Below are 24,993 nucleotides of genomic sequence, written 5' to 3' on the forward strand. Positions count from 1 at the left end.
CGCTTTTTGATGGGGCCGCAGGCCCGATCGATGGGCCGCAGGCCCAAAAGGGGCGCGGGGAACTGCGCGACCAGCCCCCACCCACCGTCAGATCGCGGATCGCTCCGAACCACCCCTCCCGGAGCGATCCGCGTTTCTCACATAGACACAAGCGGCGGCGCCGAAGCCACCACCGAGGCACCCCCCACCCGCCCAACCGCCGGAGGCAGAGGCGCAGACTGACCCAGCATCAACATCCGCACCACCCTCTCCGCAGCCCTCCCGTCATCGAACTCGCAATACCGTTCCCGGAACCCGGCCCGCAGCCGCGCCGACTCCCCGTCCCCCCACTGCCCGGAGTCGAACAACCACGCCAACTCCCGGTAGGACCGCGAGACATGACCGGGCGGATCGGCGGTGATGTCGATGTACATCCCCCGGCTCGCCGCGAAGGCCCCCCAGTCGTCGGCGTGCACGACGATCGGCCGATCGAGGTTGGCGTAGTCGAACATCAACGCCGAGTAGTCGGTCACCAGCACATCCGCCGCCAGCATCACCTGCTCGACATGCGGCTCATCGGTCGCGTCCACGAGGACCCCCCGCCGATGGAGTTCGGCGAGCCCGAAGCCACGGGCCGGCCCGTCCGCGAGGGACGGATGAAGCCGTACGACCAGGGTGTGCCGCTCGCCCAGACTGCGGCGGAGATCCTCGGCGAACCGGGCGAGGTCGAACCGCTCGACATGCCCGCCGCGCCGGTAGTCGCGGGGCGAGGGCGCGTACAGAACCACCGTGTGATCGGCCGGAATGCCGAGCCGCGCCCGGATCTCCGCCCCCCTGTCCTCGGGCCCGGCGTTGACGAGGACGTCATTGCGCGGGCTCCCGGTCCGCAGCGAGGCGAACCCGCACGGGTACGCCCTGCTCCACACCAACTCCGAGTGACGGTTGGCGACGAGGCTGTAGTCCCAGCGGTCGGCACGGCGCAGCAGTCTCGGTACGTCCACACCGAGCCGGGCACCCGGCCTGTGCAGCAGATCGGCGGCCATGAACTTCAGCGGCGTACCCCGGTGGGTGTGGATGTGCACGCTTCCGGGACGCCGGGTCAGGGCGTCGGGCCAGGTCACGTTGTTGACGAAGTACGTGGCCCGCGCGGTCACCCGGAGATAGTCAGGCGAGTCCGGGGTGACGTACTCGATCCCGGTGGGCAGCGCCGCCACCTGCTCCGGGCGCACCACCCACACGCCCCGGATGTGCGGCGCGAGTTCGCGGGCCGCCCGGTACACGGCCGCCGGGTCGCCGAGGACACCCCGGTGCGAGAACGCCGAGTACACCGCGAGGTTCGGGTCGAGTGGCAGCCGTTCCTGGGCGAGGGCCCAGCCCCGCCGCAGGCCCTCGACGCCGGCCGCCCGCACCCGCTCCCCGCCCGTGCCGAGCGCCGCACGCAGCCGCAGCCCCCGCTGCCGGGCCCGATGGGCGGCCCAACTCCCCTCCAGTACCCGGAACTCGGCACCGTCGGCGCCCCCACCGCCGTACTTCCGGAAGAGCCCCGCCGTCCGCCGGAAGAACTCCCCCTTGTCCCGCGCGGGCACCCGGTCCGGAGCGTCGAGGACCTCCAGGCAGTGCGCCGCCATCCGCCGCCGCACATACGGCCGCCAACTCGCCACCGCCTCACAGGACATGGAGGACCCGGACGCCTCGGAGGACTCGGATGCCTCGGAGGACTCGAAGGCGTCCAGGAAGGCGAAGACCCGTTCGTACTGGTCGTGGATGTCGAAGTGCCGGCGGCCGGGGGTGGCGAGGATGCCGCCGTGCCGGCGTTGGCGGTAGGACACGCAGATACGGTCGAGGGTGGCGACGCGATCGGCGCTGAGCAGGACCGGGAACGTCCACGGCGTGTCCTCGTAGCAGCCCGGCGGGAAGCGGAAGCCGTGCTCCTCGACGAACTCCCTCCGGTACGCCTTGTTCCAGACGACGGTCGGCAGATCGAGGATGCGCGGGCGCTCGGCGACCGTGAACAGGCCGTACCCGACCTCCCGCAGCACATGCGCGAGTTCGCTCCGCCGCGTTCCGCCCCACCAGTGGGCGAGGACATGGTCGAAGACCAGGACATCGGGGTCGCCGACCTCGTCCAGCCGGTCGGCCAGCGCGCGCAGGGCGCCGGGGGTGAGGGTGTCGTCGCCGTCGAGGAAGAGCAGGAAGTCCCCGGTGGCGTACGGCAGTCCGGCGTTGCGGGCACGGCCGAGGCCGACGTTCGCCGGGAGGTGCAGCACGCGTACGCGCGGGTCGCGGGCGGCGTACGCGTCGAGGATCTCGCCGCTGCCGTCGGGCGAGCAGTCGTCGACGGCGATCACCTCCAGATCGCGGTACGACTGCTCCAGCACCGAGTCGAGGCATTCGCGCAGAAAGCCCCGGACTTTGAACACCGGGACGATGACACTGAAACGGGGCACGTCCGTCAACTCCTGACCAGGAACGAAGGGCGCCGTGGGGTGGGCGCCGGGGCGGGGGTGCGTTCGGCGAGCGGGATCAGGGGCGGCAGGTTCTCCGGGCGCTCACCGAGGAACACCCGTCGGACGACCCGCTCGGCCGCCCGTCCGTCGTCGAACCGGCAGAACAGCTCACGGAACTCCGCCCGCAGCGCCGCCGACTCCCCGTCCGCGTACGAGCCGTCCCGGAACAGGTCCGCCAACTCCCGTTCCGTCCGCGCCACATGACCGGGCGCGACGGACGGCAGATCCAGACAGACCCCCCGGGTCTCGCGGAAGACCTCCCAGTCCTCCGCGTGCACCACGATCGGCCGGTCCAGATGGGCGTAGTCGAACATCAGGGGCGAGTGGTCGGTGATCAGCGCGTCGGCGGCGAGACAGAGGTCGTGGAGGGAGGGGGAGGGAGAAGGGGAAGGAGAGGCAGAAGGGGAGGGAGAGGGGCGGCGTCCGTGTGACGGGTGCGGTCCGTACGGCGGGTGCGGCCTCCGCAGCACCACGAACTCCTCGCCCACCGCCTCGCGGAACGCCTCCAGGTCCAGCCGGGCCTCGCCGCCGGGGCCGAAGTCGGCGTCGAAGCCGGTGGTGCGGTCGCGGTGGGCGGGGGCGTAGAGCAGCGCCTTGCGGTCCTCCGGGATGCCCAACTCCCGCCGTGCGCGGGCCACATCGGCCTCCGTCGCCGTGTAGAACACGTCGTTGCGCGGGCTGCCGTACTCCAGCGTCTCGTACGTGCCCGGGAACGCGCGCTCCCAGGTCTGGGTCGAGTGCCGGTTGGCGGAGAGGCAGAAGTCCCAGTGGTCGGCGGAGTCGAGGAGCCCGGTGCGGCTGCCGGCCACCGCGGCCGCCGCCAGGGGGTACGGCGCCCGGTCCACGCCCGTCGTCGTCAGGGGTGTGCCGGGAGCCGTCCGGACATGGACGCTGCCGGGCCGCTTGACGACGACGGGCGCGGCCGAGCCGAGTGAATCCACGTTTCCCACCACGTACTTGGCGCGGGCGAGGGCCTTCCAGTAGCGGCGGGTGCCCACGAGGGCGTGGTCGACGCCGACCGGGAGACCGGCCGCCTCCGGCTCGACCAGGAACAACGGGCGGATGTGCGGGGCGAGTTCGCGCGCCCGCGCGTGGAGCGCGGTCGGGTCGCAGGCGAGGTCGTGGGCGCCGTACGGGAGGTGGACGGCGAGGTTCTTGTCCAGGGGGAGGCGGCGTTGGGCCGCGTAGTAGGCGCGGGTGAGGAGGGTGTGGCGGCGGGGGAGCGCGGTGAGGGCGCCGGTCGCCCATCGGTCGACCCCGCTCAGGGCGCGGAAGGCGGTGTACGAGCCCGAGGCGAGCAGACGGTGCTGGAGGGCTCGGCGGCCGGTGGGTGGTCGCAGATCGGTGGGCCGGTAGTGGCCGTGGAGTTGGCCCGCCCGGTGGAAGAAGGCGCGGCGGTGGCTCAGCGGGACGCGGGTGGGGTGCGCGGCGGTGCGCAGGACGATGTCGAAGAGCCGGGTGAACATCTCCGCCGACAGACTGTTCTCGGCGGTGGCGCGGGCCAGGACCAGTTCCACCTGGTCGAGGAGGTCCAGTTGGTGGTCGCCGGGCGCGTCGAGGCGGTTGCCCTGGCGGCGGGTGAGGTGGCGTACGCCGGTGGTGTTCCGCAGCTCGGCGGTGCGGCGGGCGGCCAGGGCGACCAGGCCGCCCCAGGCGAGGTCGGTGTAGTGGCCGCTGGGGAAGGTGAGGTGGTGCTCGGTGAGGAAGTCACGCCGGTACGCGGCGCTCCACGCCGGGGTGTGCGCCCCGTCCGGAGGGACGAGCGTGGCGGAACCCTCCCACCAGGGGGTGCGTTCGTGGGCGAGGTACAGCACGTCCGGGTCGTCGGACTCGGTCAGGGCGTCCGCGATCGACTGGAGCGCGTTCGGGGCGAGGGTGTCGTCGCCGTCCAGGAACAGGATGTAGGTGCCGTGGGCGGTGGTGAGGCCCGCGTTGCGGGCGCCGCTCAGGCCGGCCGATGGGGGGGACTGGGTGAGGGCCACCCGGGTGTCGCGGGTGGCGTAGGTGTGGGTGATCGTCCCTGCCGGGGAGTCCGTGGTGTCGTGGACCGGGATCAGTTCGAAGTCGCCGAAGGGCTGGGCCAGGACTGAGTCCAGGGCGAGGGGGAGGCGGGGTTCGACGGCGTGGGTGGGGACGATGATGCTGAAACGGGGCAATGGTGGCCCTTCTGTGAGTTTGGGTGGGGATTCTCGCCCCCGCCGCCCCTACCCGTTCCCGTCACCAGGGGCTGTGCCCCTTCGACCCCCCCAGCGCCTAATAGCTCGGGGGGCGGGGTTGGTTGGCGGGTGCGGGTGCTGTGTGGTTGTTCGCGCCCACGCGGCGGAGCCGCACATTGATACAGCCCCGCGCCCCTTACGGGGCGTGGGTGGTGTCCGGGAGCGTTGTCAGAGGGGACGGGACCGGGTGGCGGTCTGCTAGCGGGGCGATGGTCTGGGGTGAGGTGTCGCCCAGGACTACCCTCCGTACCACCCTCTCCGCTGCCTGTCCGTCGTCGTACTGGCAGAAGCGGTCTCGGAAGGCCGCGCGGAGTTGGGCCGAGCGGGAACCCCGCCAGTGGCCGGTGGCGAAGATGTCGATCAACTCGTCCTCGCTGCGGGCCACCGCGCCCGGGGGGAAGGCGCGCAGGTCGAAGTAGGTGCCGCGGGCGGCCTGGTAGGCGTCCCAGTCCTCGGTGTGGATGACGATCGGGCGGTCGAGGTTGGCGTAGTCGAACATCAGGGACGAGTAGTCGGTGATCAGGGCGTCGGAGGCCAGGCAGAGGCTTTCGACGCTGGGGTGGTCGGTGACGTCGAGGAGGCGGCCGTGGGCGAGGTCCGTGAGCGGGGAACCGTACGCGTGGTGGGCGCGGGCCAGGATCACGAAACGGGGGCCCAGTTCGCGCAGGACCCGTTCGAGGTCCAGGTGGGTCTGCTGGGAGTGGCGGTAGTCGCGGTGGGTGGGGGCGTAGAGGATGGCGACCGCGCCGTCGGGGATGCCGAGGTTCTCGCGGATACGGGCCACGTCCGTCGAAGTCGCCTTCAGGAAGACGTCGTTGCGGGGCGAGCCGTATGCGAGGGTCGTGTACGCCGAGGGGTACACGCGCTCCCAGACGAGGGTGGAGTGGCGGTTGGCGGACAGGACGTAGTCCCACTGGTCGCTGCCGCGCAGCACGGACGCGAAGTCGGTGCCCCGGGCCGCCGCCGGGCGGTCGCGCAGGTCGAGGCCCATGTACTTGAGCGGGGTGCCGTGCTGGGTCTGGAGGAGGATCTGGCCACGGCGTTTGGCCAGGCGGGGGTCGAAGTCGGTGTTGTTCACCAGGTACTTGGCGCGTGCGAGCGCCGTCCAGTACGCGAACGAGCCGGGCAGGACGCGCCGGGTCGCCACCGGGAGCGTGTGGTGGTACTCGGGGCGCGCGACCCAGAAGGTGCGCATCCCCGGCGCGTACGTCCGGAACGCGTTCTCCAGCGCGGCCGGGCTGCATACGTAGCCCCGCCCGTCGTACGCCGAGAACACCGCCCGGTTCGCGCGGAGGGGGAGGAGGCGTTGGAGACGGTAGTGGACGCGGAGTGCGCCGGAGCGCAGCAGCCCGGCCAGGGCGCGGGTCAGGCGTCCGGCGCCCCGGGCGAGGCGTACGGCCGCTCGCAGGGCGCGGTACGTACGGTGGGCGCCCAGCCGTAGCAGGGTCTGGCGGAGGCGGGCGCGGGCGCGTACGGGGGCGCCCGGGGTGCGGTAGCGGGCGCAGTGTGCGCGGACTGTACGCAGGAACTCGGCGCGCGCCTCGCGTGGGAGCCGGTGGCGCCGGGAGTGGATGGTGATGAGGTGGTCGACCATGCGGCGGAACAGCAGGGGCCGCCACTGCGCCAGCTCCGGGCGCTCGTCGACGTACGCGAAGACCCGGTCGTACTGCTCGAACACGTCGAAGTGCCCCCGTGTCGTCGTGCCGCTGCCACCACCATCGCCGCTGCCGCTGCCGCTGCCGCTGCCGCTGCCGCTGCCGCTGCCGCCGCGCAGGCTGCCGTGGCGGCGCGTGCGGTGGTGGACGCAGATCCGGTCGAGGGTGGCGATCGTCTCGGCGGCCATCAGCACCGGGTACGTCCAGGGTGTGTCCTCGTAGATGCCGGGCGGGAAGCGGAAGTCGTGGTCCTCGACGAACTCCCGCTTGTACGCCTTGTTCCAGACCACCGGGGTGACGCTGAGCAGGCCGGGGCGGTCGTCGAGGCGGAACGGGGCCGGGCCCTGTTCGGTGAGTTGCGGGGCGTGTTCGTTGCGGACGGGCTCGCCGGTCCAGTCGACGCGGGCGAAGTCATGGACGAGGACGTCCGGTTCGCCGGTCTCCTTGATCCGGTCGGCGATCGACTGGAGCGCGCCCGGGGCGAGGGTGTCGTCGCCGTCGAGGAAGAGGAGGTAGTCGCCTCGGGCGAGTTCCATGCCTCGGTTGCGGGCGGCGCCGGGGCCGGTGTTCTCGCGCAGCCGTACGGGGCGGCGGGCGCGGGGGTCGCGGGCGGCGGTCTCTTCGGCGATCTCGCCGCACGCGTCCGGGGAGGCGTCGTCGACGATGATCAGTTCGAGGTCGGTGAAGGACTGGGACAGCACGGAATCCAGGCATTCGTGCAGGTACGCCTGAACCTTGTACGCGGGGACGATGACACTGAACCTGGGCAAGGAGGACATCCATGGGTCGGCGCGGGCATACTGCCCGGAAACTGCCGATGGGATGATTTGGTTACGTTGGGTGTTCCATACGGGGGAATATGCCGGGGAGTTGGGGGCGTGTGGGGGTGAACTGGTGGGCGTGCGCGATGCGTTCGCGCCGAGCGTTTCTCGCCCCCGCCGCCCTTACCCGCCCCATCCCCAGGGGCTGCGCCCCTTCGACCCCCCAGCGCCTGATAGCTCGGGCGGTGGGGGTTGTGTGGCGGGTGCGGCGCGGATGGGGTTGCTCGCGCAGTTCCCCGCGCCCCTCGGCAAAGACGGGGCTGCGCCCCGCTTTGATCGGCCCGCAGGGCTGTCTTTGCCTTGATAGGCCCGCAGGGCCATCGTTTTTAGGGGCGCGGGGAACTGCGCGAGCAACACCCGGACTACTTCACCGCTCCGGCCATCACCCCCGAAACGAACTGCTTCTGGAACGCGAAGAACACCGCCAGTGGGATCACCATCGAGATGAAGGCGCCCGGTGCCAGGATCTCGATGTTGCTGCCGAACTGGCGTACTTGCTGTTGCAGGGCGACCGTCAGCGGCTGCGAGTCGGAGCTGGAGAAGACCAGCGCGACCAGCATGTCGTTCCAGACCCAGAGGAACTGGAAGATGCCCAGGGAGGCCAACGCCGGTGCGGCCAGCGGGAGTACGACCGTCGCGAACAGGCGTATCTCGCCCGCCCCGTCCAGCCGCGCCGCCTCCAGCAACTCCCGGGGGATCTCCGCGAAGAAGTTCCGCAGCAGGAAGATCGCGAACGGGAGGCCGAAGCCGACGTGGAAGAGGACGACACCCGTGATGTCACCGAAGATGCCGAGGTCCCGGAAGAGCCCGGACAGCGGGATCAGCGCCACCTGCACCGGCACCACCAACAGCCCCACCACGACCATGAACCACCAGTCGCGCCCCTTGAAGTCCATCCAGGCGAAGGCGTATCCGGCCATCGCCCCGACGAGGATCACCAGCAGGGTCGAGGGGACCGTGATCCAGACCGTGTTGAGGAGGGCATTGGTGATGTCCTCGTTTTCGAGAAGCGACTCGTAGCTCTTGGCGGTGAGTTGGGCCGGTGCCGAGAACACCTTCCACCACCCGGAGGTGGAGATGTCCGTCGGCTCACGGAACGACGACACCAGCAGCCCGAACGTCGGCACCAGCCAGAACAGCGCCACGAGGAGGAGGAAGATCCGCAGGGCGCCGCCCGCCACACCGCCGGCCAGGCGCGCGGCGAGCGAGCGCCGGGCGCGTACGGGGTATTCGTGCGCCGCCGCCGGGCCGTTCTTCGGGGCCGGCGCGGGCGCGGGCGTTTCGACGGTCGTCACCGTTGGCGCTCCTTCCGCAGTCGCCGGATGTTGACCCACATCACCGGCAGTACGAGCAGCAGCAGGACCACACCGATCGCGCTGCCGAGCCCGAAGTCGCCCCCGCCGCCGTACGACACCAGATAGAGCTGGAGGGCGAGGACGTTGGCCTCGTCCTGGCTGGGCTGGGGCGCGATGATGTAGACGAGGTCGAACACCTTCATCACATTGATCATCAGCGTGACGAGGACGACGACCAGGACGGGGGCGAGGAGCGGGACGGTGATCCGCCGGAACACCTGCCACTCGTTCGCCCCGTCGACGCGGGCCGCCTCCAGCAGATTCCGGTCCACGCCCGCCAGTCCGGCCGCGATCAGCACCATCGCGAAACCGGCCCACATCCATACGTACGCCCCGATCACGGCCGGGGTGACGAGGGTCGGGCCGAGCCAGTCGACCCCGTTGTAAGGCGCGGCGAAGTTCGAGCCGGGGAGCCGGAGTCGGGCGCCGTCGGCGGAGTCGGGCAGGCTGAAGGTGCCGTCGGCCGCGCTGGTCGCCGTGGCGACGACCTTGCCGTCCTTCACCGCCTCCACCTTGACGCCCTTCAGCGCCTTCTCACCCGGGTCGACGGCCCCTTTCTCACCGCCGCCGCCGAGCCGGAAGTCCAGCCAGACCGTGCCGGTGATGCCATCACCGGTGCCATTGCCATTGCCGCTGCCGCTGCCGCTGCCGGTGGCCTGTTCGGCGTCCTGCGGGTCGCCGGGGAGGCGGTTGGGCGCGATGCCCACGAGGGGGAGCAGGGCCGGGGTGCCCGCCCGTACCGTCCCCTCCGTCGTGAACGAACCCCCGCCGGACGGCCGTAGATCGCTCACCTGGGCGTTCGGGCGGGCATTCGGATAGACGGACTCGTCCACGAAGGTGTCGTGCACGGATGTCACGATCGCGTTGGCGACACCCTGGTTCGGGTCCTGCTCGTAGACCAGCCGGAAGATGATGCCCGCGGCCAGCATCGAGATCGCCATCGGCATGAAGACGATCAGCTTGAACGCCGTTCCCCAGCGCACCCGTTCGGTCAGCACCGCGAAGATCAGACCGAGCGCGGTGACGAGGGCCGGGGCCACCGCGACCCAGATCGCGGTGTTCCGTACGGCGACGAGGGTGGAGTCGTCGGTGAAGATGTCGGCGTAGTTGTCGAGGCCGACGAAGCCCGAGCCGTCCGCGTCGAACAGGCTCCGCCAGACCGAGTACCCGATCGGGTAGACCACGAGCGCGCCGAGCAGCGCCAGCGCGGGCAGCAGGAACAGTCCCGCCACCCACCACCGGGTGCCCGTCACGCTCTTGCGCGCTGCGGCGGGGGGCGTCGGCGCGTCGCCGGAGCCCCCCGCCGTCTTCGTCACGGCAGCGGACGACATCGTCGGATCGCCGTCAGCCGTTCCCGTAGGCCTTCGCCGCGTCGGCCTCCAACTGCTTCTGGGCGCCGGCCACGTCGTCGGGGTTCCTCAGGAAGTCCTGCAGATCCTTCCACTCACCCACGCCCTGGGTGCCGCCGAACGCCGCCGGGGCCTGGTCGGACATGTCGAAGCGGAAGTCGTCACCGGCCGCGAGCAGCGCCTTGGCGATCTCCCGGGTGACGTCGTCCTTGTAACTGGCCTGGTCCATCTCCTTGTTGGGGGAGAGGAAGCCGCCCTGCGCGGCCCAGATCTCCGCCGCGTCGGTGGAGGCGAGGAAGGTCAGCAGCGCCTGCGGGCCCTCACCGTCCTTGAGCGCCACGGCCGCGTCACCGCCGGTCACCACCGGGGAGGCGTCGCCCACCGCCGGGAACGGGAAGACCTTGGCGTCCGTGCCGATCTTCGCCTTGGTGTCGCCGTTGATGGTGACGGCCACGAAGTCGCCCTCGAAGACCATGCCCGCCGGCGTCTTCCCACCGAAGGTATTGGTGATCGACTTGGTGTACTCGGTCTGGAGCGCGCCCGAGGCCCCGCCCGCGATCAGCTCGTCCTTGCCCCACAGCTCGGCGAGCGTGCTCAGCGCCTGCTCGACGGACGGGTCGGTCCACTTGATCTCGTGCTGGGCGAGCTGGTCGTACTTCTCGGGTCCGGCCTGGGAGAGATACACGTTCTCGAACCAGTCCGTGAGGGTCCAGCCCTCGCCGCCGCCGATGGACACCGCCGGGGTGCCCGAGTCGGACAGCGTCTGCGCGGTCTGTATGAACTCGTCCCAGGTCTTCGGCTCCTCGGTGATCCCCGCCGCCTCGAACGCCGCCGTGTTGTACCAGATCAGCGACTTGTTGGCCGCCTTCACATACACGCCGTACTGCTTGCCCTCGTAGGCGCCGAGATCCTTCCAGCCCTGCGAGAAGTTCTTGTCCAACTGCGCCTGGGCGTCCGCGCCGAGCGGCTTCACCCAGCCCTTCTGGGCGAACTGGTGCAGTACGCCGACCTGCGGAATGAACGCCACGTCCGGCGGCTTGCCGCCCTCGATCTTCGTCCCCAGGAACGTGGAGGTGTTGTTCCCGGTCGGTACGAACGTCACCTCCGCGCCGGTGCGCTTCTCGAACTCGTCCAGCACCTTCTGGAAGTTCTCCAGCTCCGGGCCGGTGAAGACGGCGGCGATCTCCAGCTTCTGGCCGTCCAGCTTGGGGAGTTGGACGGTGGCCTTGGAGCCGCCGCCGGTGCCGCTGCCGCCGTCGTCGTCGCCGTCACCGCCGCACGCGGTGAGCGAGAGGGCGAGGACGCCTGCGGCTAGGGCGGCGAGGGTTCTGGGGGCTGAGTGGCGAGTGTGGGTTAACTGCGACTTCGGGTTGGGAGTTTGTTTACGTATACGAAGAGTGCGAAGAGTGCTGCGCATCACTGACCCCGTTCTCCGTGCGTCGTCGAACGTTGGAGCGCTGTCCCGTGGGTCTGGTCTACGCCGGGTGCATTCGGGCGGCAAGAGCGCGTAGGGGTTTGAGCGGGTGATCGTGACCGCGTCGTGACCAGGGGGCCGGAGGTGGGGGGCTACTCGCCGTAGGGGAGCTCGTTGTTGCCGGGTGCGGCGCCGTTGTGGTTGCTCGCGCAGTTCCCCGCGCCCCTTGAGGGGCGCGGCTGTTGGGGAGCGGCGTCGGAGAAAGGCGCCGAGGGCTCAGGTGTCCTCCGAGTCCGGCTCGAAAGCGTCTGCGGCGGTCGCGGCGGGGAACAGCTTCCTGGCCATCGGGTGTACCTGGGAGTCGGCGTCCGAGTCGTCGAAGCCCGCAGGGACGGTGAGGCAGAGGTCGGGGTCCGGTTCCATGGACGGTAAGACCCCGACTCGGCCGGAGGAGTTGCCTCGTCACAGCAGGGACGGGACCCCCGCCGAGGAGACCTCCTTCGCCGCTCGGTCCAACGCGCTGGCCAGCAGCGCGAGGTCGGTGGGGCCGTTGCCCAACTCCCTCACCGGGCGCCGGGTCGGGGGATCGCCCATCCGCGACCAGTCGAGCGGCACGACCGTGGGCCGCAGGGTCGCCGTACGCGGGATACGGCCCGTCACCCGGCCCGCCTGGAACGGGGTCGAGTGGCCTCCCGGCGTGACCAGCAACTCGCCACGTCCGGGCGCCGGTTCGTCCGGGCCCGGTACGGGTGCGCTCAGTACGACACGGCCGCCGGCCGCCCGGCCCAGCTCGCCCTCGCCCGTACGACCGCCACCGCCGGTCGCGGCGACCAGATGCACGCCGAGCCGCTCGCCCTCCCGGGCCACGGCCTCCAGGGCCCGTACGACCGAACCGGCGGCGGGGCGTCCCGTGGAGCCCAGCGGTGGGGACAGCAGGGCGTCGAGGTCGTCGACGATCAGGACGAGGCGGGGGAGTTCGGCGGAGGAGTGCTTCCGGCCCGTCCCTGTCCCCGTACCCGTGCCGCCGCCCCGGTCGGGGGACGGCCTGTCGGAGGACATGTCGGGGGACTTGCGACCGCCCGCCGCCGGGCGCAGGCGAAGCGTGGAGCTGGAGGGGGAGTCGAGGTCGGCGGCCCCGCCGGAGGCGGTGTGCGGGGGCATGCCGGAGGGGGCGTGCGGGGAGGTGCCGGAGGCGGACGTGGCAGCCGAGCGCTGGGGGACGATACGGCCCGAGACCTCGCGGCGGGTGTGCCACTCCACGAAGCCCAGGCCGCCGAGGAGTTCGGCCCGGCGTTTCAGCTCGGTGACGAGTGACTGGGCGAACTCCCGCATCCGGACGGGGTCGTTGGCGACGAGGTGCGTGCCGACGTGGGGGAGGTCGGTACAGACGCCCAGCCCTTCCCCGGCGCGGCCTCCGCCGCCCCCGGCACCGACGCCCGTGCCCGCGCTGCCGCCACCGTCCCGGCCGTCGACGAGGGCGATGCCCAGACGGTCGGGACGTTCCGCGGCGGCCAGCGACGCGGCGATGGACCGCAGCAGTTCCGTACGACCGCTGCCGGGCGGGCCCTCGATCAGCAGATGCGGGCCCTCGGCGACGAGGTCCACGGAGACGGGGCCGCGCGGACCGGCGCCGAGCACGGCCCAGGCGCGACCGCCGAGCGCCGTCGTGTCGTCGGCGGCGTCCGCCCAACGGGCCATCAGCGACGCCGGGGTGGCCCTCGCCAGCCCCAACTCGTCCAGCAGCCGGGCCGACTGCGGCAACGGCGCCGACACCCGGGCCGGCCGGTCCCCGGCCGTACCGTCCGGCCGCAACGGCGCGAGCGCCCGCGCGAACCGCTCCGCCCACGCCGCCGACACGGCGTCCACGGTGGCGACGGTGCCCTGATTCAACAGACCGGGAGCGCTCGCGGCGAGCTGGGCGAGGTCCTGCGTACCGGGATGCGTCCGCTCGTCACCACCGGCCCGTCCGGCCTCGGCGAAGTCGAGGTTGGTGTGCGTACGGTCGCCACCGCCGGTGCCGTCGGCTTCGGAGTACGCCGCCCTCGCGCGCCCCGACCGGGAGTGGTCGAGGGGGGTGTCACCCGAACGCGGGTGCGCCGAGGAGGAGGGGGCGCCGGGGGCGTACGCCGGGGCGGAGGGGGAGCGATCGGAGGCGTTTGGCTGAGGGGAGGGGCGAGTGGGGGTTTGCGCCGGGGTGGCGGAATGGCCGAGGGGTGTCCCTGTGGTGGTCCTTGTGGTGGGCGAATGGCCGGGGGCGGTTCCCAGGGTGGGGGAATGGCCGAGGGCGTGGCCCGGGGTGGTGGGGTGACCGGGGGCGTCGGTCTGTCGGGGGTGGGCGCCGGGGGCGTGCGCTCCCGGCGTCGGGGCCGCGGCTCCGCTTTCGGCCGCGTACCCGGGAGCGACGCGCAGCAGTCGTAGCGCCGTCGCCACATCACCGCTCAACAGCGCGACCGCCCCGCACGCGCGGAACGCGGGCGAGCCGCCGCACGCCTCCGCGTACGTCTCCGTCACCGGCGAGGTGGGCGACGCGGCGTCCGCCTCCGCGAGGCACACCACATGGATTCCGGCGGCGGGCCCGTCCTGCGCCAGCCGCACCACGGCCTCACGCACATCGGCACCCCCGGGATCGCCGTCCACGATCACCACGGTGTACGGCCCCTCGAAGCCCCCGCCGACGGCAACGTCATCCTTGGCCCACGACGGCCGCCGCCCACCCCGGCGCCCCACGGCACCGCCGACCCCGTGGCCCGCCACGATCCCGGCATCCGCCGTACGACGGGTGTCGGCACCGGAGGGGCTTTTGGCGGCATGGCTTCCAGCGCCGTGCCCGGCGACGCCTCCGGCGCCCAGTGTGTCTGCGGCCCCGTGGCTCCTGGCCGCACGGCTTCCGGTGCCGTGGCCGGGGACGTCCGCAGCGTCGGCCGTACGGGCGTCGCCGCCGGCCTCCGCCGGGCGACGGTATCCGGCGTCGGGTGCGTCTCCGATCCGGTGGCTCGCGGCCCCATGGCTTCCCGTCCCGTGACCCGCGACGCCTCCGGCTTCTGCCGTCCGGCTGCCGCTTCCGGCCTCTGCCGGGCGGCGGGTCCCGGCGCCGGGTGCGTCCGCGGCCCTGTGGCTCGCGGCCCCATGGCTTCCAGCCCCGTGACCAGCGCCGCTCCCGGAGTCCGCCGTACGGCTGCCGCCCCCGGTCGCTGCCGTACGGCGGACGTCGGCACCCGGTGTCTCCGCGGCCCCATGGCCTCCGGCCCCGTGGCCCCAGGACCCGGCGCCCCCGGCACCGTGGGCTCCACGCCCATCGCCCGTGCCCCCTCGGCCGGCGGCTTCGGCATGGCCGGGCTCGGCCGAAGGCGCGACGGCCCCGGGCCCCTTCGGCTCTCCGGAACCTCGCCCGGCGCTGTCCGCCCTGTGGTCCTCCACCCTGCGGAGCAACTCCTCGACCCGGGCGGTGGCCTGTTCGCGGTCGTAGGCGAGGAGGAGGCGGCAGTCCTGGCCGTGGGCGGGGCGGAGATGGGGGAGCCAGCCCAGCCAGGACCAGTCGGCGGTGCGTTCCTCGGCGGGGCGGTGGCGGTCCGCGCTGATGAGGACGACTTCGAGCGTGTCGGGGGCGTGCAGCGCGGTCAGTTGGGCCACGACCGCGCGGGCCAGGCCCATCAGCCGGGGGCGCGGACCGGCCAGCCCCAACGAGCCGACCTCTCGCAGCGCCGCCGTCACCGGCACCGCCGGAACCAGCCCCGAACCGTCCGGCGCCGCCCGGTCCGCCGTCCCCAGCCGCACCGTCAACGCCTCCGGATGCCCCGGCCCCCGCTCCCACAACCGGGGCCCGGGCCCGAGCGCGGCCAGCAACAGCGCGGCCGGGTCCGGCCAGATCTCCGGCAACCGCTCCCCGGCGGTGGGCACGACCAGAGCCCCCGCACCGCGCTCGTCCTCGTCGTACGCGGAGTCGTACTCATAGGGATCGTGCTCGGCCGCCGACTGCCCCCGGCCCCCGGCCAACCGCCGTGCCCAGGCCCCGATCCCACCCCGTTTACGCACCCCACGGGGTACGTCGGTGCCCCGGAGGGGGGTGCTTTTACGGGTACCGGTGTCGGCGGAGCCGCCGTCATCGCCGGCGGCGTCGGCGCCGGCCGGAGCGGCGGTACCCACGCGGTCGGCAGCGGCGCCGGACCCGTGGGAGGCCGAGGGGCGCACGCCGGAGCCACCCGAACCCCCAAAAGCGCCATGCGCCCCGGAGCCTCCGTGGGCCCCTGAGCCGCCGGATGAGTCGGGAGCCCCGGAACGGTCGGCCCCCCGTCCATCACCGGCGCCGAAGCCATCCGCCCGGCGCACATCTCTCGCCGAGCCACCCCGTACGCCGCCACCCACCCCGGCCGAGCCCCTGCCCGCCCCGGACGAGTCCCCCGGACCGGCCGTCCCGGCACCCGTCGCCCGCTCGATCCCCGGAGCCCCGCCCTGCCCCGGAACAAGTCGCTGTTCCGCCCGTCGCACACCATGACCAAGCCCCGAGGAGCCCTCGGCCCCTCGCCCGGCCCCACCCCCAAGAGACGGTCCCCCGGAGCCGGAGCCCCCCGCTGAACCGGCGCCCCCCGCCCGGCCCGCAGCAGCGCCCGAGCCATACCCGCCCCCAGCCGCCCCCGCAGCGCGCCCCGCGCCCCCGGAACCGACCCGGCCACCCGAAGAACCGGCACCACCGCCCGACGAACGAATCTCCCCGTCCGAGGAACCAACCCCGCTCCCCGAGCCACCACCCCCCACCGTCACCCGAACGTGCCCCTCCCCGTCCGGTGTGGTCCCCACCCCCCGTACTCCCGACGACGACGCCAGCCGGAGGGCGGACTCGCCGATGCGCAGCAGTGCGCCCGGTGCCAGGCGTACCGGGCGGTCCGTCACGCGGCGGCCGTCGAGGGTCGTGCCGTTCGTCGAACCGAGGTCGACGACTGAGACGCGGCCGTCGGCGGAGAGGGTGACGGCGCAGTGGAGGCGGGAGACGTCGGGGTCGTCGAGGGGGACGTCCGCGTCGGCGGAGCGGCCGATGTGGATCTTGCCGCCGTGGAGGAGATGGACACCGCCCGCGTCGGGGCCCGCGATGACATGGAGCTGCGCGGCGGCCTCGTCGACCTCGGGCCCGGCCTCGGCGGGGGCGCCCAGCGAGAGGACGGCGCCGTCGATCAACGGCGGCTCCCCCAGCGTGCAGCGCTGCGCGTCGAGCCGCTCGGCACCGGCGTACAGCACCACCTGGGCGCCGGACTCCCGGCCCCGCTCCGGCGGTACGGACGCGCCCTCGCCGACGGCGGAGGCGAGGCCCGAGGCCACGGCGGCCAGCGCCGTCCCCGCGGGTGCCGTGACCAGCACGTCGCAGGCCGTGGCACGCCCTCGCGGCTCCGAGGTCGGTCCCAGCGGGTCTACGACGGTCAGCCGGATCTGCATCGCCGTCTGCGATCCCTTCCGCGCGGGCACCCGCGACGACGAGGACGAGACTGCGCGGTCCCCACCGCAGACTTCCCCCACCGCTCACGGGCACGTCGGCCAGTACTGGAGGCATCCTCGCACCTGCCACCGACAACGCGCCCGCCGCCCACCGTCAAGTGATCTTGATTGGTCGGCTCTGCCCCCAAAAGTGCCTGACCAGTGCCCGACAGTTGATCACTTGAGATCGGTCACGTCCGGTTCGCGCCCGTATTCGGAACCGGGTACGTCCGTATCCGGCAACCAACAGCCCACGCCCCCGCGTCTTTCCATCGAACACACCTGGGTACGCGTACGTACTCGCGAGCACGAGCGGCCGACGGAGCGCGACGGGAGCGCGGCGGGAGTCCGACAGGAGGTGCGGAGGGTCACAGCCCGCCGGGGCGATTCACCGCAGGTCGCGGCGGGACGACACCCCGGTAACGCGGACGGCCCCACTACAGTGGGGCGGAACGTCCGAAGTCCGCGGGACGGGGCCGGGCGACCGAGTGACAGGCCGACCGGGCAGACCGAGCACCGGGAACCAGGCACCAGGCAAGCAAGCAGCAGGGAGCGCATGACGTGCGGCCAGTAGGGAGCAAGTACTTCCTTGAGGAGCCGCTGGGACGCGGCGCCACAGGCACCGTCTGGCGCGCCCGCCAGCGGGAGACGGCGGGCGCCGAGGCGGCCGTGCCGGGGCACCCGGGCGAGACCGTGGCGATCAAGGTCCTCAAGGAGGAGCTCGCCGGCGACCCGGACATCGTGATGCGGTTCCTGCGGGAACGTTCCGTGCTGCTCCGCCTCACCCACCCGAACATCGTGCGCGTGCGCGACCTGGTCGTCGAGGGCGATCTCCTGGCCCTGGTCATGGACCTGGTCGACGGCCCCGATCTGCACCGCTACCTCCGCGAGAACGGCCCGTTCACACCGGTCGCCGCGGCCCTCCTGACCGCCCAGGTCGCCGACGCGCTCGCCGCCAGCCACGCCGACGGCGTCGTCCACCGCGACCTCAAGCCGGCCAACGTGCTGCTCATGCAGGACGGCGACCGGATGCACCCGATGCTGACCGACTTCGGCATCGCCCGCCTCGCCGACTCCCCCGGCCTCACCCGGACCAGCGAGTTCGTCGGCACCCCCGCCTACGTCGCCCCCGAGTCCGCCGAGGGGCAGCCGCAGACCTCCGCCGTCGACATCTACGGCGCCGGCATCCTGATGTACGAACTGGTCACCGGGCGCCCGCCGTTCAACGGCCAGTCCGCGCTCGAAGTGCTCCACCAGCACCTCAGCGCCGAACCGCGCCGCCCCTCCACCGTCCCCGACCCGCTGTGGACGGTCATCGAGCGCTGTCTGCGCAAGAACCCGCTGGAACGCCCCAGCGCCGTCAACCTCGCGCGCGCCCTGCGCATCGTCGCCGAGGGCGTCGGGGTGCACGCCAACTCCATGCAGATCGCCGCCGCCGAGGGCGTGGGCCACATCCTCGCCCCCGACCCGGCGCCCGCCCAGGTGCCGGGCACCCCCGAGCCGTTCGGCTCCGCCGACCCGACCCAGGTCCTGCCTCAGGGCGCGGGCCCGGGTGCCGGTGCGCCGGGCGCGTACGACCCGAACGCGGCGACCAGCGTGCTCCCGCACACCTCCGGCGCGGCCCAGCCGCCGGGTGCCGCCGACCCCACCGCCGTACTCCCGCAGACCGGCCGCCCCGGTGCCGGCGACCCGACCTCCGTGATGCCGCCGGTGCCGCCGCACCAGCCGGGCGGGCAGTCGCCGGAGGAACCGCACCCCTGGCAGAACCAGCTCCGCGCCGCCCGCGACCGCAACGAACAGACCCAGGTCCAGTACCTCGACCCCAGCGAGGACCCGCTCCGCCGCCGCCCCCAGCGCCAGGCCCCGCAGCAGCCGCCGAGGCCCCAGCAGCAACCGCCGCGCCGCCAGCAGCGTCCGCCGCAGGCCGGGGCCGCCGGTTACGGCTACCCGCAGCAGCAACAGCAGTACGCGCCCCCGCCCGCGCCCCAGCAGCAGCCGCAGCGGTACGCGCCCGCTCCGCAGCCCCAGCAGCCGGCCCCGCGCCCCCAGCGCGAGCCCCGGCCACCGCGTGAGCCCCGCCAACGCAGCGCCAACCCGATGAAGATCCCGGGCCTCGGCTGCCTCAAGGGCTGCCTCTTCATGATCGTCCTCCTCTTCGTCGGAGGCTGGCTGATCTGGGAGTTCACCCCCCTCCAGGAGTGGATCGGCACCACCAAGAGCTGGTGGGACCAACTGACCGACTGGGCAAGCGACATCGGCACCTGGATCAGCGACCTGACCGGAGACTCCGGCACCGGCCCAGGCGGCGGGGGCTCGGGCCAGTAAGGGGCGCGCTGTCCCCATGCCTGGACACCCCGCGCCCTAAAGGGGCGCGGGGAACTGCGCGAGCAACCCAAGAAAGCCCGCACATACACACGACCCACAGCCCCCCCATGCCCCCCGCAGGGTCTGGGGCGGCAGCCCCAGAATCGCGGCTACCCGCCGGAGGCTGACGTTGGGGATTTGTCGACACCTGGCGGGTGATTTCCGTCCCGGCGGTGAAGGTTGGGCCCACAGGCGCGTAGCTTTGTCGCCAACACGCGGCCTGTAGGAGCAGTCTTGGGACGGAAGATCGGAAGCCGGTACACCGCGAACCAGATTCTGGGGCGGGGCAGCGCCGGCACGGTGTGGCTGGGTGAGGGACCGGAGGGCCCCGTCGCCATCAAGCTGCTGCGCGAGGACCTCTCGTCCGACGAGGAGCTGGTCGGCCGCTTCGTCCAGGAGCGCACCGCCCTCCTGGGCCTCGACCACCCGAACGTGGTCTCCGTACGCGACCTCGTCGTCGACGGCAACGACCTCGCCCTCGTCATGGACCTCGTCCGGGGCACGGATCTGCGTACCCGCCTCGACCGGGAGCGGCGGATGGCCCCCGAGGCGGCGGTCGCCATAGTCGCCGACATCGCGGACGCCCTCGCGGCGGCCCACGCGGCCGGGATCGTCCACCGCGACGTCAAGCCGGAGAACGTCCTCCTCGACATGCAGGGCCCCCTCGGCCCCGGCGGCGCCCATCGCGCGCTGCTCACCGACTTCGGCGTCGCCAAGCTGATCGATTCTCCGCGCCGCACCCGGGCGACGAAGATCATCGGTACGCCCGACTATCTCGCCCCCGAGATCGTGGAGGGCCTGCCCCCGCGCGCCGCCGTGGACATCTACGCGCTCGCGACCGTCCTGTACGAACTGCTGGCAGGGTTCACCCCGTTCGGCGGCGGACACCCCGGCGCCGTGCTGCGCCGCCATGTCACCGAGACCGTGGTTCCCCTCCCCGGCATTCCCGAGGAACTGTGGCAGCTCCTCGTGCAGTGTCTGGCGAAGGCGCCGGCCTCGCGTCTGCGCGCCTCGGAGCTGGCGGCGCGGCTGCGGGAGCAGTTGCCGCTGCTGGCCGGGATGCCACCGCTGGACGTCGACGAGCCCGGGTCGGAGACGGAGGAGCCGGCCGAGGAGGAGACCGTGCCGGTGGCGCCGAGGGAGCGGGTGCGGCGAGGGGCCGTACCGCTGGTGCCCGGGGCGAAGCCGGACTCCAACCGTGACACGCACACGTCGATGAGGGTGCCCGGGCCGGACGAGCTGGCGGGTGGGGCGCGGGGGACGGCGAGGGTGCCCAGGGCCCCGGGGGCGCCCCGGCCGGGCTCGGCCCGCCGTCGGGCGATGGCCCGTCGCCGACGGATCACACTCGGGGCCGCGGCGGTCGCGCTGGTGGTCGCGGCGGGTGTGGGCACCTGGGCGGCGACCTCGGGAGACGACTCGGGCAGCGGGTCCACGGACACGAAGAACTCCACGCCGACATCGCCGTGACGTGACCCATCGACATCCCCGTGACGTGAAATGGCGTGACATGGTTCGCCGCTCAATAGTCACATTGGCATCACAAATCCCACGCGTTGTTTGTGCGGCGTAAAGCCTCGGCATAGAACTGTCGTGCCCTGAACTACCCGGGCAGAAGGGGGACTTGAGATGGCCGGGTCTGCGTCGAGAGCGCTGGGAGCGACACCGATCGCACAGGTGGTCGCACCGGATGGCCGGGCGGAACTGCCCGATGGAGAGCCGGCGCAGGTCCAGGAGTAGACGCGCCTTTTCGTGTGGACGCATCACGGATGCGTCAGGGCTGCGCCCCGGCACGGGTTCTGTGCGCTCTGACGCGGCTGTGTCCGGTGTGATGCGTCTCTGTGTGGTCAATGACGTTCGGATGTGCTGACCCGCGGCATCTGCGAGCCGCCGTCATGTCATGTCTCGAACAATCCAGCATGGGGGACTTGTGAGATGGGGACGACGGCGCCGCGCTGACGGCGCCGATGGCAGACGGGGACGCTCGCTCGCGTCCATGGTGACCGCGTTCGCGGTACTGACCGCGGTGCCCGCGCTGGGGCTGGGCCTGGGTTCCGCCGCATCGGAGGCCGTGGCGGAGGAACCGCCCGCCGAGCAGTCGGAGGGGCAGAAGGCGCTGGCGGAGGCCAAGGAGTCGGGCAAGCGGGTCGAGGTCCTCGGCGAGCGGTCGGAGCGGACGACCGTGTACGCGAATCCGGACGGCTACTCCTTCACCCTCGAAGAATCCGCCGTTCCGGTACGGGTGTTGAAGCCGGGCGGTGGCTGGCGGACACCGGACGCGACCCTGGAGATGCGCTCCGACGGGACCATCGCGCCGAAGGCCGCCGCCGTGGAGATGGAGTTCTCCGGCGGCGGTGACGACACACCACTGGTGAAGATCGCGGAGGGCGGACGGTCCCTGCGGCTGGGCTGGGAGGGCAAGCTCCCCGAGCCCCGGCTGGACGGTACGAGCGCGCTCTACGAGGAGGTCCTGCCCGGGGTCGACCTCAAGGTCACCGCGTCGGTCGAGGGCTTCCGGCACGTACTGGTGGTCAAGACGCCCGAGGCCGCCGAGAACGCGAGTCTGGAGCGGATCGACTACCCCCTGAAGGCCGACGGGCTCCGGCTGGTCAAGGGCGAGGCGGGCAACCTCACCGCCGTCGACTCGGCCGGCAACCGCGTCTTCCGCGCCCCGCCCGCGCAGATGTGGGACTCCGCCGGCACGGACGCCGACGAGACCGACGCCCCGGCCGAGGACGCGACCGGTACGACGACCGGCGATGCGACGACCGCCGATGTGACGGAGGCCGACCCGACGACCGCCGGTGCCACGACCGCCGGTGCCACGACCGCCGCGACGGCGACCGGGGCGCGTACCGTCCGGGCGGCGCTCGCCGCCCCGGCCGCCACCGACGCGGAGGGGCCGAAGGCCGCCGACGCGGCCGGGACACCCGACGGCACCGAGCCCCGCGCCGGGGACAAGGTCGCCAGGATGGATGTGAAGCTCTCCGAGGACGCGCTGTCGGTGATCCCGGACGGCGAGATGCTCACCGGTACCGAGGAGTCGGCGTTCCCGCTGTTCATCGACCCGACGGTGACCTGGGGCGAGTCCGAGCGGACCCTGCTGCGCAGCGACGGCTATGAGTCGTACGGCTGGGGCAACGGCGACGACGACCTGGGCAAGGGCGTCGGCGAGTGCGGTACCTGGAACGGCTACTACTGCGGGCCGGGGTATGTGCAGCGGCTGTACTTCGAGTTCTCGCCCGCGAGCCTGAAGGGCAAGCACGTCCTGGACGCCACGTTCCGGGTGACCGAGCCGTGGGCGTTCCAGTGCGACCCGCGCTGGGTGGACCTGGTGCGCACGAACAACATCTCCTCCTCGACCACCTGGTCCTCGCGCCCCGCGCACCTCGACCTGATGGGTGACCGGCATGTGTCGGCCGGGCGGGGCTCGCTGTGCGACCCGGACTCGCCGGACGCGCCCATCGAGTTCAACGACAACCCCGAGGAGACGAACGAGAACCTGACCCCGACGGTGCGGAACTTCGCGGCGGGCAAGTTCTCCCGGCTGACGCTGATGCTCAAGGCCCATGACGAGACGGACACGGCGGCGTGGAAGCGGTTCAAGAACGACGCCGTGCTGGCCGTCGACTTCGTCGGTCTGCCGGCCAAGCCCACCGGTATCGGCCTGGTCACCGGCTCGGGCACGGTGTGCGAGACGACCGAGTCGGACCCGGCGGTCGTCTCTGACCCCACCCCCGCGCTGACGGCGACCGCGCAGACCGCCGCCGGCGGCGAGAAGGACGCCCAGCTGCGCGTCGCCTACGACCTCGACCACAAGAACACCGACGGCACCTGGTCGGACACCACGGCCGGCAACGGTGACCTCGCCCCGTCCAGCGGCTACGCGGGCGACGGCGTGAAGCTGACGAAGTCCTGGTCCACGCTGACCGAGGGCAAGGTGTACCGGTACCGGGCCTGGGTGCGCTCGTACTACAACGGCGGTGACAGCTATCTCGCGGGGCCGTCGAACGCCTCGACGACCGGCTGGTGCTACTTCAAGGTCGACCCGACCGCGCCCAAGGCGCCCGGAATCTCGATCGCCGCACCGTACAGCGAGTGCACCACCAACGCCTGCGCCGCGGGCGGCGGCCCCGGCACATCGGGCAAGTTCACGTTCACCCCGGCCACCGGTGACGCCAACAACGTGGCCTACCAGTACAAGCTCTCCAGCGCGGACGCCTGGTCGTCCGAGATCAAGGGGGCGACGGCCACGGCGGACATCGTGCCGGAGCGGTCGGGCACCCACAGCGTGTACGTACGCGCCAAGGACGACGTGGGCCGGTGGGGCGCGCAGAACGCGGTGGACTTCCTCGTCGCCGCCGGTGAAGGCCCCGTCGGCCGCTGGCACTTCGACGAGGCGAGCGGCGCCGCCGTGGACTCCGCCACCGCCGACGGCTCCGACGACGCCACCCTGGGCGGCTCCGCCGTCCGCGACGACCGGGGACGCCGCGGGCTGATCACCCACGACACCCAGGGGGTCCCCCTGGAGGAACCGGTCACCGACAAGGGCCTGTCCCTGAACGGGACCACCGGGTACGCGCAGACGAGCGCGCCCGTCCTGGAGACCCGCTCGGCGTTCACCCTGTCGTCCTGGGTGCGGCTGGACGAGACCGACGCCTACGCCACCGTTCTGGCCCAACGCGGCCCGGACGGCACGCCGTTCGCCTTCTGGTACTCGGGCAACTCCAAGACCTGGTACTTCGGCATCCGCAAGCCCGACAACACCGGCTACTCCGGGGTCGCCGCCGTCTACGCCGCCCAGACCGGGGTGTGGACGCACCTGGCCGGGTCGTACGACCCCGCCACGGGGGAGCTGAAGTTCTATGTCGACGGTCGTCTCCAGCGCGGTGCCGTCACGGTGGAGGGCTCGTACGAGTCCACCGAACCGATGCAGTTCGGCCGTCTGCAGAACGGCGCCAGCAGTTACGTCTACCAGTTCCCGGGCTCCATCGACGAGGTCGCCGTCTGGCAGCGGGTGCTCACGCCCAAGGAGATCGTCACCGAGGCGCAGTTGCTCGTCTCCGACGGGTTCGCCGGCGCCGAACTGGTGGCGGACTGGAAGGCCGACCTGGGCAGCGGCACCACCGTGCCCGACACCACCTCCGGGTACGGCCGCAGCCTCACGCTCTCGGGCGGGGCCGCGCTGGACGACGGGGAGATCGTCCTGGACGGCACGGACGACTCGGCGACCGCGCCGGGGCCGCTCGTGTACGACCACGCGCCGTTCACGGTGTCGACACTGGTGACCCTCGACGCCACCGAACTCGCGAGCAAGGACGTCGGCTACACCGGCCAGGTCCTCGGGCAGCGCACGGAGGACGGCTCGGCCTGGGGCTTCTGGTTCAAGCTGACCGGCAAGGACACGGTGCTCGACGAGGAGACCCTGGAGGAACGCACGGTTCCGGTCGGTGTCTGGCACTTCGGCCGGCTGAACGCCGACGGAACGTTCTCCTCGGTGGCGTCCGACGAGGCCGCGGCCCTGGACAGCCCCGTACGGCTCACCGGTCTGTACGACTCCCTGACCGGGACGATCAGCCTCTATCTGGGCCACAACCAGAACGGCGACGACACGGCGTTCACCGTCAAGCTCGGCACCGGTGACTTCGCCATCGGCAAGGGCTTCACCGACGGCGCGTGGAAGCACTATCTGCCCGCACGCGTGGCGGAAGTACGGCTCTGGGCGGGCGCGATGGCCGGCTCCGACCAGATCGACTACCAGGTCGGCGACTGAGCCGGGTGAGTGCGGGCGGTGGCGTACACCGCCCGCACTCACCTCCCGCGCGCCGCGCACGTGCGGCCGTCACCGGCCGCGCGGTCTTCTTCCCGGAGTG

At 72.4% G+C, this 24,993-nt stretch carries 11 protein-coding genes; 3 read left to right on the forward strand and 8 right to left on the reverse strand.

The window, feature by feature from the left end:
• Window positions 1-137: 137 nt before the first annotated feature.
• The 8 genes from ACWD4G_RS02840 to ACWD4G_RS02875 form a co-directional block, all read right to left on the reverse strand.
• On the reverse strand, window positions 138-2,426 hold the full coding sequence (locus tag ACWD4G_RS02840) for a bifunctional glycosyltransferase/CDP-glycerol:glycerophosphate glycerophosphotransferase (protein WP_451290351.1): 2,289 nt from the start codon (window positions 2,424-2,426) through the stop codon (window positions 138-140).
• 5 nt (window positions 2,427-2,431) lie between these two features.
• The gene (locus tag ACWD4G_RS02845; protein ID WP_451290353.1) at window positions 2,432-4,642 is read right to left on the reverse strand and encodes a bifunctional glycosyltransferase/CDP-glycerol:glycerophosphate glycerophosphotransferase; all 2,211 of its coding nucleotides are present in this window, start codon (window positions 4,640-4,642) and stop codon (window positions 2,432-2,434) included.
• 196 nt (window positions 4,643-4,838) lie between these two features.
• Complete coding sequence (locus ACWD4G_RS02850; protein ID WP_451290355.1) at window positions 4,839-7,136, reverse strand: bifunctional glycosyltransferase/CDP-glycerol:glycerophosphate glycerophosphotransferase; 2,298 nt, start codon at window positions 7,134-7,136, stop codon at window positions 4,839-4,841.
• Between the two features lie 404 nt (window positions 7,137-7,540).
• Entirely contained in the window at window positions 7,541-8,473 is a 933-nt protein-coding gene (locus ACWD4G_RS02855; protein ID WP_451290356.1) for a carbohydrate ABC transporter permease, read from the reverse strand.
• A complete protein-coding gene (locus ACWD4G_RS02860) occupies window positions 8,470-9,864 on the reverse strand; it encodes a carbohydrate ABC transporter permease (protein WP_451290357.1) in 1,395 nt (464 codons plus the stop codon). Before ACWD4G_RS02860 ends, ACWD4G_RS02855 begins: the two co-directional genes overlap by 4 nt.
• A 13-nt stretch (window positions 9,865-9,877) precedes the next feature.
• Window positions 9,878-11,299 (reverse strand): ABC transporter substrate-binding protein, encoded by a 1,422-nt coding sequence (locus tag ACWD4G_RS02865; protein WP_451290358.1) that lies wholly within the window; start codon window positions 11,297-11,299, stop codon window positions 9,878-9,880.
• 273 nt (window positions 11,300-11,572) lie between these two features.
• A complete protein-coding gene (locus ACWD4G_RS02870; protein WP_451290359.1) occupies window positions 11,573-11,719 on the reverse strand; it encodes a hypothetical protein in 147 nt (48 codons plus the stop codon).
• A 39-nt stretch (window positions 11,720-11,758) separates the two neighbouring features.
• Window positions 11,759-16,720: an FHA domain-containing protein gene (locus ACWD4G_RS02875; RefSeq protein ID WP_451290360.1), complete on the reverse strand. Its 4,962-nt coding sequence runs from the start codon at window positions 16,718-16,720 to the stop codon at window positions 11,759-11,761.
• Between the two features lie 600 nt (window positions 16,721-17,320).
• On the opposite strand from ACWD4G_RS02875, the gene ACWD4G_RS02880 reads away from it, so the two are divergent.
• The 3 genes from ACWD4G_RS02880 (at window position 17,321) to ACWD4G_RS02890 (ending at window position 24,893) form a co-directional block, all read left to right on the forward strand.
• The gene (locus ACWD4G_RS02880; protein WP_451290362.1) at window positions 17,321-19,084 is read left to right on the forward strand and encodes a protein kinase domain-containing protein; all 1,764 of its coding nucleotides are present in this window, start codon (window positions 17,321-17,323) and stop codon (window positions 19,082-19,084) included.
• A gap of 273 nt (window positions 19,085-19,357) precedes the next feature.
• Window positions 19,358-20,590: a serine/threonine-protein kinase gene (locus tag ACWD4G_RS02885; protein ID WP_451290363.1), complete on the forward strand. Its 1,233-nt coding sequence runs from the start codon at window positions 19,358-19,360 to the stop codon at window positions 20,588-20,590.
• Window positions 20,591-21,116: 526 nt separating this feature from the next.
• Window positions 21,117-24,893: a LamG domain-containing protein gene (locus ACWD4G_RS02890; RefSeq protein WP_451290364.1), complete on the forward strand. Its 3,777-nt coding sequence runs from the start codon at window positions 21,117-21,119 to the stop codon at window positions 24,891-24,893.
• The last annotated feature ends 100 nt before the right edge of the window (window positions 24,894-24,993 follow it).

It is taken from the genome of Streptomyces sp. NPDC002643, from assembly GCF_053592555.1.